A 16,129-nucleotide genomic window follows, 5' to 3' on the forward strand; every position below is an offset into this window, starting at 1 on the left:
TCAGCTGTCTTTTTTATGTTGGATAGACACGTATTGTTCAGCTAGGCATATGATGAGGGTAGTAAAGGTGGTGGAAAGATGCCAGCAATTGTTGGACCCATTCATATTGACCGTGTCATAGGAAACGGTTCTGCACATTTCGGCGATGTGTTTGCTATTTCGCCAAAAAGTGTAGATCATTCCGCTGGTGGTTCAGGCACCTATAATGCAGGAGACTTTGTTCAATTTTTCAACAATCCGAACGTCACATTTGTGTGGGATTCAAACCTGATCAGCCAGCATAAGAGCTTTAACGCATAGCCAGCTTTGAAAGGGTCTCCTTTTCAGAAGCTGTCTTTTTTTATGGTACAATGGATAGAAGAAGGAAGAAGAAAAAGGGGGGAAAACACGTCAAATGAAAATAAGAAAAGCGCATCTGACAAGCGGGCAACCAACAACCTACAATGTATATTTACATGAAAATAAAAAAGAATATAAAACGCTTGTCGCTGTACCTGATATGGAATGGAGTATTTCTATTGCGTATGAAGACGAAAAAACGCAGCTTGAGCAAGCACTAGAACAATCTTTAAATAAAAGAGTAGAAATAGACGAAGCCCGTGAACTCGCACAAAAAATTGTGCACTGGGTCACAGAAATGTAAATTCAGAAACCAGGAGTGAACACAGCAATGAAAGAAGAATCCGTAGACTTTTATTTGCAGCAAGGGATATTTGGACATGCTGAAACAAAACCAGATGAACGAAGAATGTTTCTCGGCTCATTAAGAGAACGTGCACTTCTCGCTCTGACAAAAGGACAAGTATCGAGACATAAATCGTATCAAGAGGTAGAGCAAGTATTGAAGGCAAACCGAGAGGCCACTGTTCTTTTAAATGGTGAATTGTCATATGCTTCTTATTCTCCATATGTCAAAATGGCAAATGCCGCTGGTTGTTCTTTTAAAGTGGTCAACCATCACGAGTCACATTCACCTTTTGGGCTTGTGATAGAGGTGCCGCATGCGATCAATCAAGAGCACATCTATATAGAAGATGAGCTTTTTCAAAAAGCTTTTTCTCGTGAATCTGTTGAATAGGTTTCCCTAGTGAAATGAATAAGCTATAATGATTCAAAAGAGCATATGGGAGAGATGCGGATGGGCAAAGCATTGATTTGTATTGATTATACAGTTGATTTTGTTGCAGACGATGGAAAACTGACGTGCGGAAAGCCTGGACAGGCGATTGAGTCGAAGATCACAGAGATCACTTCTTCATTTATTGATGAAGGACACTTTGTTGTTTTTGCCGTCGATCATCATGAAGAGCAAGATCCATATCATCCAGAGACAAAGTTATTTCCGCCCCATAATATTCGCGGGACAGAAGGAATTGAACTTTACGGAAAACTAAGTTCACTATTTCACACGTCAACACATTTAAATCATGTCTATTATATGGAAAAAACAAGATACTCTGCTTTTGCAGGCACTCAATTAGAAATGAAACTGCGCGAGCGTGGCATCACTGAACTTCACCTAGCCGGAGTGTGTACCGATATTTGTGTACTTCATACAGCTGTTGATGCGTACAATAAAGGCTTTGAACTTGTGATTCATGAGAATGCCGTAGCGAGTTTTAATGAAGCGGGGCACGAGTGGGCACTTTCTCACTTTGAGCATACGCTTGGTGCGAAAGTGGTTAAGTAAGGGAAGGAGAATGGAAGTTGGAGCATCGGTTTATTGACGACAGTTTATCACTACATACAGATCTTTATCAAATTAACATGGCAGAAACGTATTGGAGAGACGGCATTCATGAGAAGAAGGCAGTCTTCGAACTCTTCTTTAGAAAGCTTCCATTTGACAACGGCTTCGCTGTATTTGCTGGTTTAGAGAAAGCGATTGAATATTTATCGGACTTCTCTTTCACCGAGAGCGACCTTGCATATTTAAAAGATGAACTCGGTTATAAAAGCGATTTCATTGAATACTTAAGCGGATTGTCTTTTACAGGGACACTTCATTCAATGAAAGAAGGAGAAATTGTCTTTGCGAATGAACCTATTATGCGCATCGAGGCAACACTTGTTGAAGCGCAGCTAATTGAAACGGCACTGCTCAACATCGTGAACTTCCAGACGCTAATTGCAACAAAGGCGGCTCGTATTAAAGGAATCATTGAAGATGAGACAGCATTAGAATTCGGAACAAGACGTGCGCATGAAATGGATGCAGCCATGTGGGGTGCAAGAGCAGCACTGATCGGCGGATTTCAGGCAACAAGTAATGTCCGTGCAGGGAAACGCTTCAATATTCCCGTATCAGGCACCCATGCCCATGCCCTTGTACAAGCATATCGCGACGAATATACTGCATTTAGAAAATATGCTGAAACACATACAGACTGTGTCTTTTTAGTGGATACATATGATACGGTCAGATCAGGCATTCCAAATGCGATTAAGGTAGCGAAAGAATTCGGAGACAAAATCAACTTTATTGGGGTCAGACTTGATAGCGGAGACCTTGCCTACTTGTCTAAAAAGGCGAGAACGATGCTGGATGAAGCTGGATTACATGACGCAAAAGTCATTGCATCAAGCGATCTTGATGAACACACCATTATGAACTTAAAAGCACAAGGTGCAAAAATTGATGTATGGGGTGTTGGAACGAAACTGATTACCGCATTCGATCAGCCAGCTCTTGGTGCTGTATATAAGCTTGTATCGATTGAAGAAAACGGTCAGATGAATGACACGATCAAAATTTCTTCTAACCCAGAGAAAGTGACAACACCAGGCCGTAAACGAGTGTATCGCATTATCAATCAATTGAATCATCACTCTGAGGGAGACTACATTGCCCTTGAAGAAGAAGATGTTCAAAGTGAAGATAAGCTGAAAATGTTCCATCCAGTTCATACATTTATCAGCAAATTTGTGACAAATTTTGTGGCAAAGGACCTTCATGTCCCAATTTTTGAACAAGGGAAGCTGGTGTATGATAATCCAGATATCCAAACGATTCAAGCATATGTGCAGGACAGTCTCGGACTCTTCTGGGAGGAATACAAACGAATCAGCAAACCAGAAGAATACCCAGTCGATTTGAGTCAAAAATGCTGGGATAATAAGATGCAGTTTATCCATGATGTGAAAAATAAAATCAAAAAAGAGCTTTATGAAAGCTGATTACCCCGGGAAAGGAGATCATCAAGCCAGATGGTCTCTTTTTTTTCATGTTGGACGATTCAAAATGAACCTTATGGGCAATCATTTGGTATACTGAAGGCACATCTTGTTTGTCATTGCATAAAGGAGGAATGGAGCAGTTGAGGGTGTTTGTTGCAAGGCAGCCTATTTTTAACAGAAAAGAACAAGTCGTATCATACGAGCTGCTTTATAGAGATAGTGAAACCAATACATATAGCGCTGAAGATGGTGATCAAGCGACAACCGACCTCATTATCAATAGTTTTTTAAACATTGGCATCGAAACACTGACAGAAGGAAAACGATGCTACATCAATTTCACCGAAAGCTTGCTTTCGTCTGATCTGCTCACTTATTTTGATCCACATCAGCTTGTGATCGAAATATTAGAAAATGTACCGATTACCCCGGCACTTATTATGAGATGTAAGCAATTAAAAAAGTGGGGATACACGATTGCGCTCGATGATTTCTTTCTGAGCGGAACACATTTTCATGACAAGTTACTCGATGAACTCCTCTATTGCATTGATATTTTAAAAATTGATTTTCTGAAAACAACATGTAAAGAACGAAGAGACATTTTACATACATATAAAAAGTATCGACTTCGATTCCTTGCTGAAAAGGTAGAAACGCGAAAAGAATATGAAGAAGCGTTAGAAGCTGGCTTTCATTTGTTTCAAGGATATTTCTTTAGTGAGCCGCACGTCATTTCGGGACGAGCCTTATCGACTAGCTTCCACGCATACCATCAGCTATTGAATGAGCTGAGCAAGGAGCAGCCGAATATTCAGACCGTGACGCATTTTATAGAAAGTGATCTTTCTCTTTCATATCAATTATTAAAAATGCTGAATTCTGGCGGCATGAGACGTCTTTATCAAATCAAGAGTATTCGTCAGGCGATTATCCTGCTTGGGTTTAATGAAATACGGCGATGGATCTTTATCCTTTCATTTAAAGAACTAAATGTCCAAGCCAACTCAAGCCAAAAGGAAATCATCAAAATGTCGTTCATTCGTGCCAAAACGTGTGAACTCATTGCTAGTCGGACTGAACGAGAGCATCCCGCTTCTTATATGCTAACAGGTATGTTTTCACTTATTGATACGCTTGTCAGGGCGGACATTACTGAACTTGTGAAAGAACTGCCTCTTTCGGATGAAGTAGGTGAGGCACTGCTTGGCTATGAAAATGACTATTTCCTTGTGTTAGACGTTGCCAAACGTATTGAACGAAATGAATGGGATGATGAGATGTTAGGTGGAAGTCTCCCTAAGCAGGAAGCCTACGGCTGTTATATAGAAGCCATTGAATGGTGTCATAAAATGTTTGAATCTTAAGAAAAGCCGCTCACACTAGAGCGGCTTCTTTCTTTGTTATCCCCACTGTAAAAGTAGAAAAAGCCTGCTTGAAGAGAGGGATAAGTAGATGCGGATGCCTTCTGGACTAAAGCGGATATCGATATTGCTTTTCACCCCAATCTGCTTCAGCATTCGAATCACACTTGCGGTGTCAGCACGTTCAGCAGCTTCCATGATTCGCTGTCCAAACGAAAGCGAACCGGAAATCTGCTGTGTAATGAGGGATGCATCAGCAACGAGACGGGTTGATTCCTTTGCAGCCTTTTGAAACGCATGAGCATCTACTGGAGGAAAAGTCATAGGTGTTCGCAGGTATGCGTTCCCCATTGCGGGAACCTGCAAAGGAGGATAAGGAACATAGTAAAACACATGGTCACCTCTTCTCTCATTGAAGTGAATTTGGACGGATATCTGTTCTAAATGTATGAAGAAAATCCGAATAAAGAATCAAAATGATCTTTCTACCTTTGCATATTCATCATAAAAATAGGTACTTTTGCGGTCAATTTCGGTGAATGTCGCCAAAAAATTGCGGTGTCTACAGTAGAGCCTGTCGTCTGACCTATAACATGAAAAACCGAGGAAACAGAAGGGATCATACGTTCTGTATCGTGAGAATTGTGACGAATGATGCCTGTTCATGTCGCAAAAATGACGTATTTCCTTTGAAATTGAGATAAAAGTATCATTTGAAAAGTCTGAAAATGATGAAAAAAGACCTATTGAATTTTGCGGTATCACGCACACATTTTGTGCATACTTTTCGGTGAAAAAATACTCAATAGCATTTACACTGTTAGTAACAGATCAAATACTTATGACCCAATCAACATACACAAATACATTGATCTTCCAAAAAAGGAGAGTGGAATCGATGGAAAAGTATGAAATCGAAGAACTTAAACAACTATTATGGAAACTTGAAAACGAAATTAGAGAAACAACGGCTTCTCTTCATAACATTAACAAAAGCATTGATCAATACGACAAATATGAATATGTGAAAATTTCTTAAAGACTTGATAACCATCAAGTCTTTTTTTTATCCAAATACATACAAAAAAAGGATATATTATTATATAATTGTTAAATAGTGATGTCAGTGGACATTTACTTATTTCTTTTTAGTAAAATAAGAGGCGAGAGGGTGAGGATCAAGATCGAGTATGCTAAACTATCTAGAGAATACAAAAATCAAGCAGAAAATGTCTGATTTTATTCAACATGCAGTCAGGCAAAATGATTTACAAAAGCTGCTTCTCGAATTTACAGATATAAAGAATGAATTTCCTTTTGGGCAATTGGCTTACCAACATTATGAGGCATTTGGCGGACAAGACAAGCAAGCGATTACAAAACTGGCAGCAGGGATTGAACTTCTCATCTTATCTGCCGATATATTAGATGATATTGAAGATCAGGATAATGATTCGTATCCTTGGATGAAATGTCAGAGCGGAATTGCGATTAATGCGGCGAATGTTCTCTTTGCATTGAGTTTTGATGTGTTTTCAAAGCTTGATCATGGAGCGAAGCTTTTAAACAATGTATATTCTTATTCCATTCAGTCAATGCAAGGGCAGCATATAGATATGACACTGGAGCCAGAGAATGAGCAGGATTGTTTAAATATCATGAAGTTAAAAGCAGGGTCACTGTTTGTATTACCTTGTGTGTTAGGTGTTGTTTTGGCAACAGGTTCTTTTGAAAAGAAGGTAGAAGAATATGCTTATTACCTAGGAATGGCGGAACAGCTTGAAAATGACTATCTAGGTCTTTTTAATAAAGATAATATTGACTTTAAAAGAATGCAAACATTACCGCTAGTTTACTTGAAAAATGAGTTTAATCCATCTAGTTCAGACTTGCTCAGTTATTTTCAATCAAAGGATAAGAGTGCCGGCTCTGAAGAATTAAAGGATAAATTAAAAGAATCTGGCGTTCAACAATATGTATTTATTATGAGAAACCTTCTCAGAAATAAGTTTAAAGAAGCATTCGAAATACTACATTTAAAGGCTTCTAAAAAGGAAAAGCTAATACTTTTTTTAATTGGAGATGGAGAAGATGAACATTCAGAAACTAGTTAGTTATCTAGCGGGAAACCCCTCGGCGTTAAAGCAAGTTGCTAATGGAAATGCATCGTTACTTCACGTTGATCAAGTGACTGCGAGTATTATTGTTGAAGGTTTTCAGAAAGAAGATACCATTAGATCAAAAAAATGGAGAGATGCTGGGGACTATTGAGGCTCTATGCAAAAATTTTATTCGAAATTAACTGTTATTTTAATTATCCTTAGTTTCATTTATGTGATTTATATTTCCTACATCAATGTGTTTAATATCTTTGTAGGAGCAGTCGTTTCGGTGAATAGTGACGGACAACTTGAAATAGAGGATGTTGTTGATTTTACAGACAGTTATTATGCTGGTGTTAGAAAAGGCGATATCATCCTTGAAGTGAACGGTAATAAAGAACCAACCGAAGAAGTAAGAAGAGGTTATTTAGCAAACGTCAAAAGTCTAGTTGTTGATAGACATGGTGATGAAATTGTCATAGAGAATGTGAGGTTATTAAGTCAAGAAAATCTATTTATTTACTTAATACCGATCATTTTTTATTCAATCTGTCTATTTTGTATATTTATGATTTTAAAAATCAACAAATCTAGGAAAAAAGAGTCTGCCTATATCCTTGCCCTTTTTTTATTGGCTGTTGCTGTAGCATATGTCAGTTCTGGTGGATCTGGTAAAGGTGAGTATATTAGTGGTTTTATCGTCATTACTACGATGACTTGTGTACCTCCTTTATATATGCACTTTATGTATCAGTATTTGAAGGAATTGGGTACGAAAATTATTAGCGTACGTGTGCTTCTTTCTTTGTATGCAGTTCCATTTATAAATCTTGTTTTAGAAATTTATTTTAAAAATATGGTTTTAGCTGCTTTCAACTTACTTTCGTTTTTTACACTTGCATTTATAACGATTATTATCACATTCAGATCAGCTAAAAGGTGGAAAGGCACGGAAATTGGTAATGTCCTTAGTGCATTTGGACTTGTCTTAATCACGTCATTTAGTCCTTTTATGCTGTTCTTTATCATTCCATATTTTTTTCATAAGTATTTTATTTCGCCTTATATTCTTGCTTCGTTTGCATTATTAATTCCGTTTTTCTTAGTCTATCAATTTATGTCAAATAAATTATATAATGTTGATTTCTTTATGGGAAGAATTAAATATTATAGCCTTTTAGCGATCACACCTACGATAGTAGTAGTGATTATATTTGATTTCATTCAGAAGCCAAGTGCTAATTTTTATACATTGAAATTTACAATTATCACATACATTCTTATGCTCACCGTCTTTTATTTTAAAGAAATCATCGATTTTCGTTTTCGTCTAAAGCGTTTCTCAGAGAAACATAATTATCAGGATAGTGTGTTTAAATTTACCCAGCTCATTCGTGATGCTTCATCACTTCATCAAGTGTTATATCATTTGAAATACACCATTTTAGAAGTACTTGTTGTGAATAAAGCCTTTGTGCTTGAGGTGAAGGCTGATGGACAAATTGAAGAAATTGATGAGCAGACAGAAGACAGCAACCTATGGAAAAAGTATGTCGATCAATTTCACGATTTATTAGGCGAAGTAGGGAAAATCATCGAGCTTAATAAAGGGTTTATGATAAAAATTGGTGAGCGGGGCGGTCACTCGTTTGTGATTTGCTGTTTATCTAATTTACGGACACCTAAGCTGACCCGCGATGAAATTTCATGGCTGAAAACATTGGCATTTTACACAAGTGTCAGTTTAGAAAATGTCGTTAAGATCGAAGAACTGATGGAGCATCTTGAGGATTTGAAACAGCGGGAAGCCAATCCCGCCTGGCTGAAGAAAGTCATGTTCGCCATGGAAGAAAAGCAGCGCTCAGATTTAGCGAGGGATCTTCATGATTCTGTGCTGCAGGATTTGATTTCACTGAAGAGACAGTCCGAGATGTTCTTAACCAATTTCCAAAACAACCAATGCCCAACATCTATTGAAAATTCGCTGATCTCTTGGAATGAACAAATGTCTAAGGTGATTCAAACCACGAGAGAAACATGTCATGAACTTCGGCCGCAGCTCCTCTATGATTTGGGGTTAGTGAAGGCAATTTCGAAGCTGACTTCGCAAATTCAAGAGGAAGCGCCATTTCATATTAGGCTGAATACAACCCGCTTTGATAAAGAACTGGACATTGATATTGACTCACAGCTGAATATTTACCGGATTGTGCAGGAGCTGTTATCCAATGCGTTGAAGCATTCTAAGGCCAGCCAAGTCTTAGTGATGCTCATTTGTATTAAAGATCAAGTTGTTCTCCATTATGAGGACGATGGAGTCGGATTTGATGCAAGCCAGCTTGATCAGCACACGATGAGCATGGGTCTTTCTGGCATAAGGGAACGAGTCAAAGCTCTAAATGGAAAGCTTCAAATTCACACAGCACCTGAAAAAGGGCTCAAGGTGAAAATTGAAATGGAATTGTAACGATTTCTTAAGGAATAAGACTTGGCATCTGCCAAGTCTTTTATATAAAATGGAAGTGAGTGATTTAAAGGGAGGAAGACATGAAGAAGATATTGGTCATTGATGATCATCCGGCTGTCATGGAAGGGACAAAAAGCATATTAGAATCAGATCAGCAGCTATCAGTCGATTGTTTAAGTCCTGATGCAGAAGGCGCCTTTTTAAAGACGCATGACTTTTCCATCTATGATGTGATCTTGATGGATTTAAATCTCGGGGATATCAATGGAATGGACATTGCCAAACAAATTCTAGAAACGAATCAACAAGTGAAAATTATCATTTATACAGGATATGAAGTAGATGATTATTTCGAAGAGGCCATTCGAGCTGGATTGCATGGTGCAATAAGTAAAACAGAGACAAAAGACAAAATTATTGAATACATACACCGCACATTGCAAGGAGAAGTTGTCATTCAGCTATCCTATTTAAAGAAATTAATTTCACAGCAGCAAGAGAAGCCAGAACAGGCACAGCAGACGGATCATGAGCTGTTAACAGAGCGTGAATGTTTAATCTTAAGAGAAGTGGAAAAAGGGTACACAAACCAAGAGATCGCCGATGTGCTTCATTTGAGCAAACGCTCGATTGAATACAGTTTGACCTCCATCTTTAATAAGCTGAATGTTGGATCTCGAACAGAAGCGGTGTTAATTGCAAAATCGGAAAGTGTCCTGTAAACGTGTGAAGGGAGAGGGCCTTGATGGATGTGAGTGGTTCAAATACACTGCTTGAGGCACTGGGGATTGAGATTGTGGAATGCAATACGTCACGATGCGTGGCGACAATGCCAGTCGATCACCGAACAAAACAGCCATTTGGATTACTGCACGGAGGAGCATCAGCTGCTCTAGCAGAAACAGTGGCAAGCATGGGTGCTGCTGCTCATTTGGATTTAACGAAGCAGGTTTGTTCAGGTATTGAAATCAATGCCAATCATTTAAAATCTGTACGTGATGGAGTGGTGACGGCTACAGCTGTTCCTGTACATGTAGGACGGCGTACAATGGTATTCCAAATCGATATAAAAGATGATCGAGACCGTCATATCTGTACGTCAAGATGTACACTCGCTGTCATTGATCGCATATAAAAAAGCTCCCGGTGCAGCGGAAGCTTTTTTTAATACCCTTTTATGAACATGCGGGTAAAGTGAACAAGACCTGAATGTCAGGTTCTTCATTTATAAATAAGAGTCTTCTTTTCGTTTAATGACAAAGTTACGGAAACCGCCATAATCATCTTGGACACTTCGTTTGTCCATTTTCACACCAGTGTTGTAAGCGGCTCTTCCGATCAAATGAGCGCCGACTGGTGCGGTCAGAAAGATAAAGACAATCCCAAGCAGGATTTTCGCAGAGATGATCCCTGCAAGAAACCATTCATGAAAGAACACACCAACTAAAATGAGAACAACACCAAGTGTCGATGCTTTTGATGCAGCATGCATACGTGTGTAAACATCCGGCAGGCGAAGGACACCAATGGCTGAAATTAAACAGAGGATGGCGCCAAGCAGAATAAAGAAAATTACGATCGCTTTAGCGATGACGATCATTTTCAATCACTTCCCCTTTCTCAAGGAATTTGGAAAAAGCGACAGTGCCGATAAAGGCAAGAATACCGAGCAGTAAAATAATTTCAAAGAACGTCGTGGTTTTCAGTAAGATAGACACGATGGCTGTCATCCCAATTAAATTAATTCCTATCGCATCAAGCGCACTAACGCGATCAGGAATAGAAGGTCCTTTGATGACCCGTATGACAAAAAGCAAAGTAGACAGCGCAAGAATCCCAAGTGACATTTGCAAGATCAGTTCCATTACTTACCGCTCACCTCCTGAATCGCTTTTTCAAATGATACCCGAATATCGTGGATGGCTTTTTCAGCATCTTCAATATCCATCGCATGAATATATAAAATCGAACGATCATCCGAAATATCGATGACCAGTGTACCAGGTGTTAATGTAATCATATTAGCCAGTATGGTGATTTCCCAATCTGTTTTTAAATCTGTACGAAAGGCGAAAATACCAGGCTTGATCTTAAGCTTTGGAGATAACACCGTCTTGAGTACACTCAAATTGGCAAGAAGCAGCTCTCTGATAAAAATGATGACGAGCTTGATAATCGCATACAGGGCATAGCCGTAAAAACGTTGCGGGAAGAATCGCCGTAGCATAAAAATGGCGATCATCCCTAGTGCAAAGCCTGATACAAAGTCTGCAGCTCTGTATGTATCATTCATAAACATCCATGTAAAGGCGAGGAGAGCGTTTAATAATATTTGAAAGGCCATGTTCATCTACTCCTTCAGCACAGCTTGAATATATTTTTCTGGTGTTGAAATCATTTCCGCAGCTTGATTGATATAAGGTGCAATGAATTCTGTGCCTAATCCAATCGCAAGCGATAAGATAACAAGCAGTACCCCAGGATACACCATTCCTCTAATGGATGGCTTTCTTCTTCGCATATCCTGTTCCTCTCCCCAAAACGCGAGCATGAAAATCCTCATAACAGAATAAAGGACAAGAAGACTGGACAGTAAAACAAGGATAGAGAACGTCATGTACCCAGCAGAAAACCCACCTTCAACAATTTTCAGTTTGCCAACAAATCCACTTAGCGGAGGAATACCCGCAAGTGATAAAGCCGATATGAAGAACATCCAGCCGAGTAGAGGCTGGGATTGAATCAGCCCACCCATTTTTTTCAGATGGTTGGTTCCAGCATACACAAACAATGCCCCTGCAAGCATAAATAAAGCTCCTTTGATCACCATATCGTGAATGAGGTAATAAATGGCGCCTTGGAGTGATGCCGGTGTATTGGCCGCAATCCCGAACAAAATGACACCAACAGCTGTGACAATGTTATAAATCACAATTTTTTGCACATCAGAATAGGCGATAGAGCCAATGACACCGAATATAACCGTTAGAGCGGCCAGCCAAGCCATAAGTGTATGTGTAAAACCTGTATCATGTATAAAGATAAGTGTGAAGACCCTGGCAATTGCATATAGGCCGACCTTTGTCAGCAGTGCACCAAACAAAGCTGAAATCGCTGCTGGCGGAGCATGATAAGACCCTGGCAGCCAGAAATAAAGCGGGAAGACCCCAGCTTTTAAGCCAAATACAATCAGGAACAGAATGGCAATCACGGTGATTAACCCTGTTTGCCCAGATTCAGCTATTTTCACACTTAAATCAGCCATGTTCAGTGTGCCTGTGACTGCATATAAACACGCTACGCCAACAATAAATAATGCCGATGAGATAATATTAAACACAATGTATTTCAGTGATTCACGAAGCTGGGGCTTTGAACCACCCAGAACAATGAGCATATAAGATGCCATCAGCAACAATTCAAAGAAGACAAACAGGTTGAAAATATCTCCCGTTAAAAAGGCACCACTGACGCCAGCTAACAAGAATTGGACACCAGAATAATAGAAAAGCCGCTCTCTTTCTTTCCCAATCGTTTGAAAGGAAAAAAGAACTGTGACAAGTCCAACAATGGAAGCGGTCAGCACAAGAAGCGCAGCAAACTGATCGGCCACAAGGGCAATGCCAAACGGTGCTTTCCAGCCGCCCAAATAAAGGGTTTGTATGCCGTTTGTGAAAATCGTTTGGACCAAATAGACATTACAGATAATGGCTAAAAGAGATGCAAACACACTAAAGCCTCTCGACAGCATGGTGTTTTTATTCATAAAGATCAATAATGTAGCAGCTAGTAATGGTATTAATATAGGCAGGATCACGAGATTATTCATGCTGATCATTTCCTCTCATTTGATCCATGTCATCTGTTCTCAGCTCTTGGAAGGCACGGAAGGCCATCACGAGCAAAAAGGATGTTACACCAAAAGCAATGACAATGGCTGTTAAAATTAATGCTTGTGGCAATGGATCTACATAGGATGTGAGCCCCTCTTTCAAAATAGGAGGTGCTCCCTTTTTTAAGCCGCCCATTGTTAATAGAAGCAAATGGACGCCGTGACTTAAAACGGCAGTACCGACGATGACCCGCAGAAGGCTTTTTGAAAGCATTAAATAGGTCGCTGCCATAAAAATGATTCCGACGATAATAGACATTAGAAATTCCATTATTCCTTCTCTCCAATCGTTTGAATAATGGTCATGGTGACACCAACAACAACTAAATACACACCGATATCAAACAGGACCGCTGTCGCCAGTTCTGTTTTCCCTAGAAACGGCAGTTGGAAATAATCAAATGCATGGGATAGGAAAGGTGCTCCGAACAGAAAAGATCCCATACCTGTTAGGATGGCAACGAGCAAACCGACACCAGCCACATAAATAAAGTCAAATGGTAAAATGCGTCTGACTGTTTTAAGGTCGTAGGCTAAAAGCAGAAGGACGACAGCACCAGCACTCATCAAACCGCCAATGAATCCTCCGCCAGGATTGTTATGTCCTGCAAGAAATAGGTGAAGTGAGAAAAGCAAGATGATGAATGCTGTAATTTTAGTTGTGACTTGTAAGAGCATATCATTCGTATCAATCTTTCTCATCGCCGTACGCCTCTCTTCCGTTTACCTTGTGCTTTTACCTTCAATAATCCATAAATACCGAGTGCCGCAATGGCCAGCACTGTAATCTCAAAGAGTGTATCAAAGCCCCTGAAATCGACAAGAATGACATTGACAATATTGTCTCCGCCAGCCAGTTTGTAGCTGTTTTCAATGAAGTACGTTGAAATCGTGTCAAGAGACTGCTGGCTTGTTGAAGCGAAAGCAAGACAGGTGACAACGACTCCAACACCTAATGAGATGATCAAATTTGTTAATTTAAACCTTCGTGTTTTTTGCTTCAGACTCAGCTTTGGCAAATGATAGAAGCAAAGTAAAAACAGCGCGACAGAAATGGTTTCAATAATGAGCTGTGTCAGCGCAAGGTCAGGTGCTCTGAAAATCACGAAGAACAATGACAGCGTGTAGCCCATAACACCTAGCGCAATAATAGCTGTTAAGCGTGAACGAGCAAATACAGTCGTGACTGTCGCTGCGACCATCACAAGTGAAAGGATGGCTTCGTACGTGCCGATTGATGCAGCGTGCTCAGTTTGAAATGAGAAGGCTTGCTTGTAGAACATCACGCTGCCAAGCACGATAATCATAAACCCAAATACATAGACAAGATAGTCACGAAGGAATCCTGTCATATAACTGTTTGTTAGGCGGTAAGCCCCTTTTTCTACACCTATAAGTGAACGATCATATAAAGCGTTAAATGACCATTTTTCCTTAAATATGTTGTACATTGGGCGCCATTTTGACAGCGTTAAATAGCCAATGGTACCGAGCGCAACTACACCAATTGTCATGTAAAGCTCTGGCTGGAATCCATGCCACGCTTCAATTTTTACGGCAAAGCGGCTTCCTGTTTGAATGGCTTCAGGAATGATCGCTTGCATGGCAGGTTCAATGACTGAATAGGCAAGAATATTAGGGAAAAAGAAGAACGTGACCACAAGTGCAGCTAAAATAATTGGCGGGATCAGCATACCAATTGGTGCTTCATGCGGTTTTTTCTCCAATTGATCGACATTCAGACGGCCTCTAAATGTTTTGAAGACGATCATCATACTATAGATGAACGTAAACACACTAGCGAGCCAAGCGATAGCAGGGAAGATAGCCCCCCATGTTGACACATCCGTAAAGCTGATCTCAGAAATCCGGATCATACTTGTGAAAAATAGCTCTTTACTTAAAAACCCATTAAAAGGCGGGAGTCCAGCCATCGAGAATGTACCAATTAACGTAATCGTAAAGGTAATTGGCATGATGGTCATTAATCCACCTAATTTGCGAATATCACGTGTACCTGTTTCGTGATCGATAATCCCTGCTGCCATAAAGAGACTACCTTTAAAGGTTGCGTGGTTAATGAGATGAAAAATAGCAGCAAGAACGGCTGCGCCAAAAAAGGCAGGGTTGTTTTCATGAATGGCAGCTGCGCCTACTCCTAGCATGAGCATAATCATACCGAGTTGACTCACTGTCGAGAAGGCCAGAATGGCTTTCAAATCATTTTGCCGAACGGCGTGGAAAGATCCCCAGAATAGTGTGATAAGTCCGACAATCGAAATGGTCCAAAACCACACCTCTGATATAGCAAAAATCGGACTAAAGCGGGCAACCAGATAAATACCGGCTTTGACCATAGTAGCAGAATGTAGATAACTGCTTACAGGGGTTGGTGCTTCCATAGCATCAGGCAGCCAAATATAAAATGGGAACTGCGCTGATTTCGTGAAGGCTCCTAGTAAAATGAGAACCATCGCAGGGATGAAATAAGGTGATGCCATAATGAGCTGAAGCTGATTGACTGCTTCGCGAATACTGAATGAATCAGTGATCAGGTAAATGAGGATGAAGCCACCAAGCATAGCTAATCCGCCAAACACAGTAATAAGCAGTGATTTGGTTGCTCCGTAACGAGAACGCTCACGCTTATACCAATACCCAATTAAGAGGAAGGAAGAGATACTCGTTAGCTCCCAGAACAAATAAAGTACGACCATGTTGTCAGAGAGAACAACACCAAGCATAGCGGTCATAAACATTAATAAATACGTATAGAAAGAGCCAAGCTGTTCTTTTTCCTTTGATAAGTAGAAAATACTGTACAGTACCACAAGTGCACCAATACCTGTGATGAGTAAAGCAAATAACAGGCTGAGACCATCTACATACACAGTGAAATTCATCCCTAGAGAGGGAATCCATTCAGCTTGTGAGAACAACGTTCGTCCATTCGAGGTGATCTGAAGCATTTGGATGAAATAGGTAAATAAAAGAATAGGCAAGATGAGAACAAACCATCCTGTATGTATACGCCTTACGTATTTAAAGAGAAAAGGGACGACAAAGGCAAGTAAAAAAGGTGATAGGATGGCGAAGTGAATAAGCTGCAAGAAAATGAACCTCCTTT

20 protein-coding genes are annotated in these 16,129 nt (G+C 39.9%); 12 read left to right on the plus strand and 8 right to left on the minus strand.

Features of this window, described 5'->3' with window-relative positions; genetic code table 11:
• The first annotated feature begins 78 nt into the window (after positions 1-78).
• The 6 genes from KFQ09_RS14015 (at position 79) to KFQ09_RS14040 (ending at position 4,544) form a co-directional block, all read left to right on the plus strand.
• Complete coding sequence (locus KFQ09_RS14015) at positions 79-300, plus strand: spore germination protein (RefSeq protein WP_076821018.1); 222 nt, start codon at positions 79-81, stop codon at positions 298-300.
• 94 nt (positions 301-394) lie between these two features.
• The gene (locus KFQ09_RS14020) at positions 395-643 is read left to right on the plus strand and encodes a YueH family protein (RefSeq protein WP_008345876.1); all 249 of its coding nucleotides are present in this window, start codon (positions 395-397) and stop codon (positions 641-643) included.
• Positions 644-670: 27 nt separating this feature from the next.
• Entirely contained in the window at positions 671-1,078 is a 408-nt protein-coding gene (locus tag KFQ09_RS14025; protein WP_007500468.1) for a YueI family protein, read from the plus strand.
• Positions 1,079-1,138: 60 nt separating this feature from the next.
• The gene (locus KFQ09_RS14030; protein ID WP_008345872.1) at positions 1,139-1,690 is read left to right on the plus strand and encodes a cysteine hydrolase family protein; all 552 of its coding nucleotides are present in this window, start codon (positions 1,139-1,141) and stop codon (positions 1,688-1,690) included.
• Positions 1,691-1,767: 77 nt separating this feature from the next.
• Positions 1,768-3,177 carry a nicotinate phosphoribosyltransferase gene (locus KFQ09_RS14035; protein ID WP_255836247.1) on the plus strand — a complete coding sequence of 470 codons (1,410 nt, stop codon included), beginning with the start codon at positions 1,768-1,770 and terminating at the stop codon, positions 3,175-3,177.
• A gap of 140 nt (positions 3,178-3,317) precedes the next feature.
• On the plus strand, positions 3,318-4,544 hold the full coding sequence (locus KFQ09_RS14040; RefSeq protein ID WP_017358938.1) for an EAL and HDOD domain-containing protein: 1,227 nt from the start codon (positions 3,318-3,320) through the stop codon (positions 4,542-4,544).
• A gap of 36 nt (positions 4,545-4,580) precedes the next feature.
• Here KFQ09_RS14040 and KFQ09_RS14045 read toward each other — a convergent pair whose 3' ends face one another.
• A complete protein-coding gene (locus KFQ09_RS14045; RefSeq protein ID WP_017358939.1) occupies positions 4,581-4,934 on the minus strand; it encodes a YuzC family spore coat inner layer protein in 354 nt (117 codons plus the stop codon).
• 505 nt (positions 4,935-5,439) lie between these two features.
• On the opposite strand from KFQ09_RS14045, the gene degQ reads away from it, so the two are divergent.
• The 6 genes from degQ to KFQ09_RS14075 all read left to right on the plus strand — a co-directional run bounded on the left by degQ (position 5,440) and on the right by KFQ09_RS14075 (position 10,245).
• Entirely contained in the window at positions 5,440-5,580 is a 141-nt protein-coding gene (gene degQ, locus KFQ09_RS14050) for a degradation enzyme regulation protein DegQ (protein WP_003213123.1), read from the plus strand.
• A 151-nt stretch (positions 5,581-5,731) separates the two neighbouring features.
• Positions 5,732-6,655: a polyprenyl synthetase family protein gene (locus tag KFQ09_RS14055; RefSeq protein ID WP_326849155.1), complete on the plus strand. Its 924-nt coding sequence runs from the start codon at positions 5,732-5,734 to the stop codon at positions 6,653-6,655.
• Entirely contained in the window at positions 6,633-6,812 is a 180-nt protein-coding gene (comX, locus tag KFQ09_RS14060) for a competence pheromone ComX (protein ID WP_039963855.1), read from the plus strand. Before KFQ09_RS14055 ends, comX begins: the two co-directional genes overlap by 23 nt.
• A gap of 6 nt (positions 6,813-6,818) precedes the next feature.
• A complete protein-coding gene (locus KFQ09_RS14065; protein WP_255835772.1) occupies positions 6,819-9,110 on the plus strand; it encodes an ATP-binding protein in 2,292 nt (763 codons plus the stop codon).
• 80 nt (positions 9,111-9,190) lie between these two features.
• Positions 9,191-9,832 carry a two-component system response regulator ComA gene (locus KFQ09_RS14070; RefSeq protein WP_007500477.1) on the plus strand — a complete coding sequence of 214 codons (642 nt, stop codon included), beginning with the start codon at positions 9,191-9,193 and terminating at the stop codon, positions 9,830-9,832.
• Positions 9,833-9,855: 23 nt separating this feature from the next.
• The gene (locus KFQ09_RS14075) at positions 9,856-10,245 is read left to right on the plus strand and encodes a hotdog fold thioesterase (RefSeq protein ID WP_017358943.1); all 390 of its coding nucleotides are present in this window, start codon (positions 9,856-9,858) and stop codon (positions 10,243-10,245) included.
• Between the two features lie 90 nt (positions 10,246-10,335).
• Here KFQ09_RS14075 and mnhG read toward each other — a convergent pair whose 3' ends face one another.
• From mnhG to KFQ09_RS14110, 7 genes are read right to left on the minus strand one after another with little or no spacing between them, the layout of a single operon-like run.
• Positions 10,336-10,710: a monovalent cation/H(+) antiporter subunit G gene (mnhG, locus tag KFQ09_RS14080; RefSeq protein WP_003213369.1), complete on the minus strand. Its 375-nt coding sequence runs from the start codon at positions 10,708-10,710 to the stop codon at positions 10,336-10,338.
• Entirely contained in the window at positions 10,694-10,975 is a 282-nt protein-coding gene (locus KFQ09_RS14085; protein WP_008345849.1) for a Na(+)/H(+) antiporter subunit F1, read from the minus strand. Before KFQ09_RS14085 ends, mnhG begins: the two co-directional genes overlap by 17 nt.
• A complete protein-coding gene (locus tag KFQ09_RS14090) occupies positions 10,975-11,454 on the minus strand; it encodes a Na+/H+ antiporter subunit E (RefSeq protein ID WP_017358944.1) in 480 nt (159 codons plus the stop codon). Before KFQ09_RS14090 ends, KFQ09_RS14085 begins: the two co-directional genes overlap by 1 nt.
• A 6-nt stretch (positions 11,455-11,460) precedes the next feature.
• Complete coding sequence (locus tag KFQ09_RS14095; protein WP_255835773.1) at positions 11,461-12,939, minus strand: Na+/H+ antiporter subunit D; 1,479 nt, start codon at positions 12,937-12,939, stop codon at positions 11,461-11,463.
• Positions 12,932-13,273, minus strand: coding sequence for a Na(+)/H(+) antiporter subunit C (locus KFQ09_RS14100; protein ID WP_003213576.1), 342 nt, complete (start codon positions 13,271-13,273; stop codon positions 12,932-12,934). Before KFQ09_RS14100 ends, KFQ09_RS14095 begins: the two co-directional genes overlap by 8 nt.
• Positions 13,273-13,704: a Na(+)/H(+) antiporter subunit B gene (locus KFQ09_RS14105; protein WP_008345843.1), complete on the minus strand. Its 432-nt coding sequence runs from the start codon at positions 13,702-13,704 to the stop codon at positions 13,273-13,275. The genes KFQ09_RS14100 and KFQ09_RS14105 overlap by 1 nt, the downstream gene beginning before the upstream one ends.
• Positions 13,701-16,112: a Na+/H+ antiporter subunit A gene (locus KFQ09_RS14110; RefSeq protein ID WP_136944515.1), complete on the minus strand. Its 2,412-nt coding sequence runs from the start codon at positions 16,110-16,112 to the stop codon at positions 13,701-13,703. Before KFQ09_RS14110 ends, KFQ09_RS14105 begins: the two co-directional genes overlap by 4 nt.
• Between the last annotated feature and the right edge of the window lie 17 nt (positions 16,113-16,129).

Source organism: Bacillus sp. FS02 (genome assembly GCF_024398395.1).
Classification (GTDB): domain Bacteria; phylum Bacillota; class Bacilli; order Bacillales; family Bacillaceae; genus Bacillus; species Bacillus altitudinis.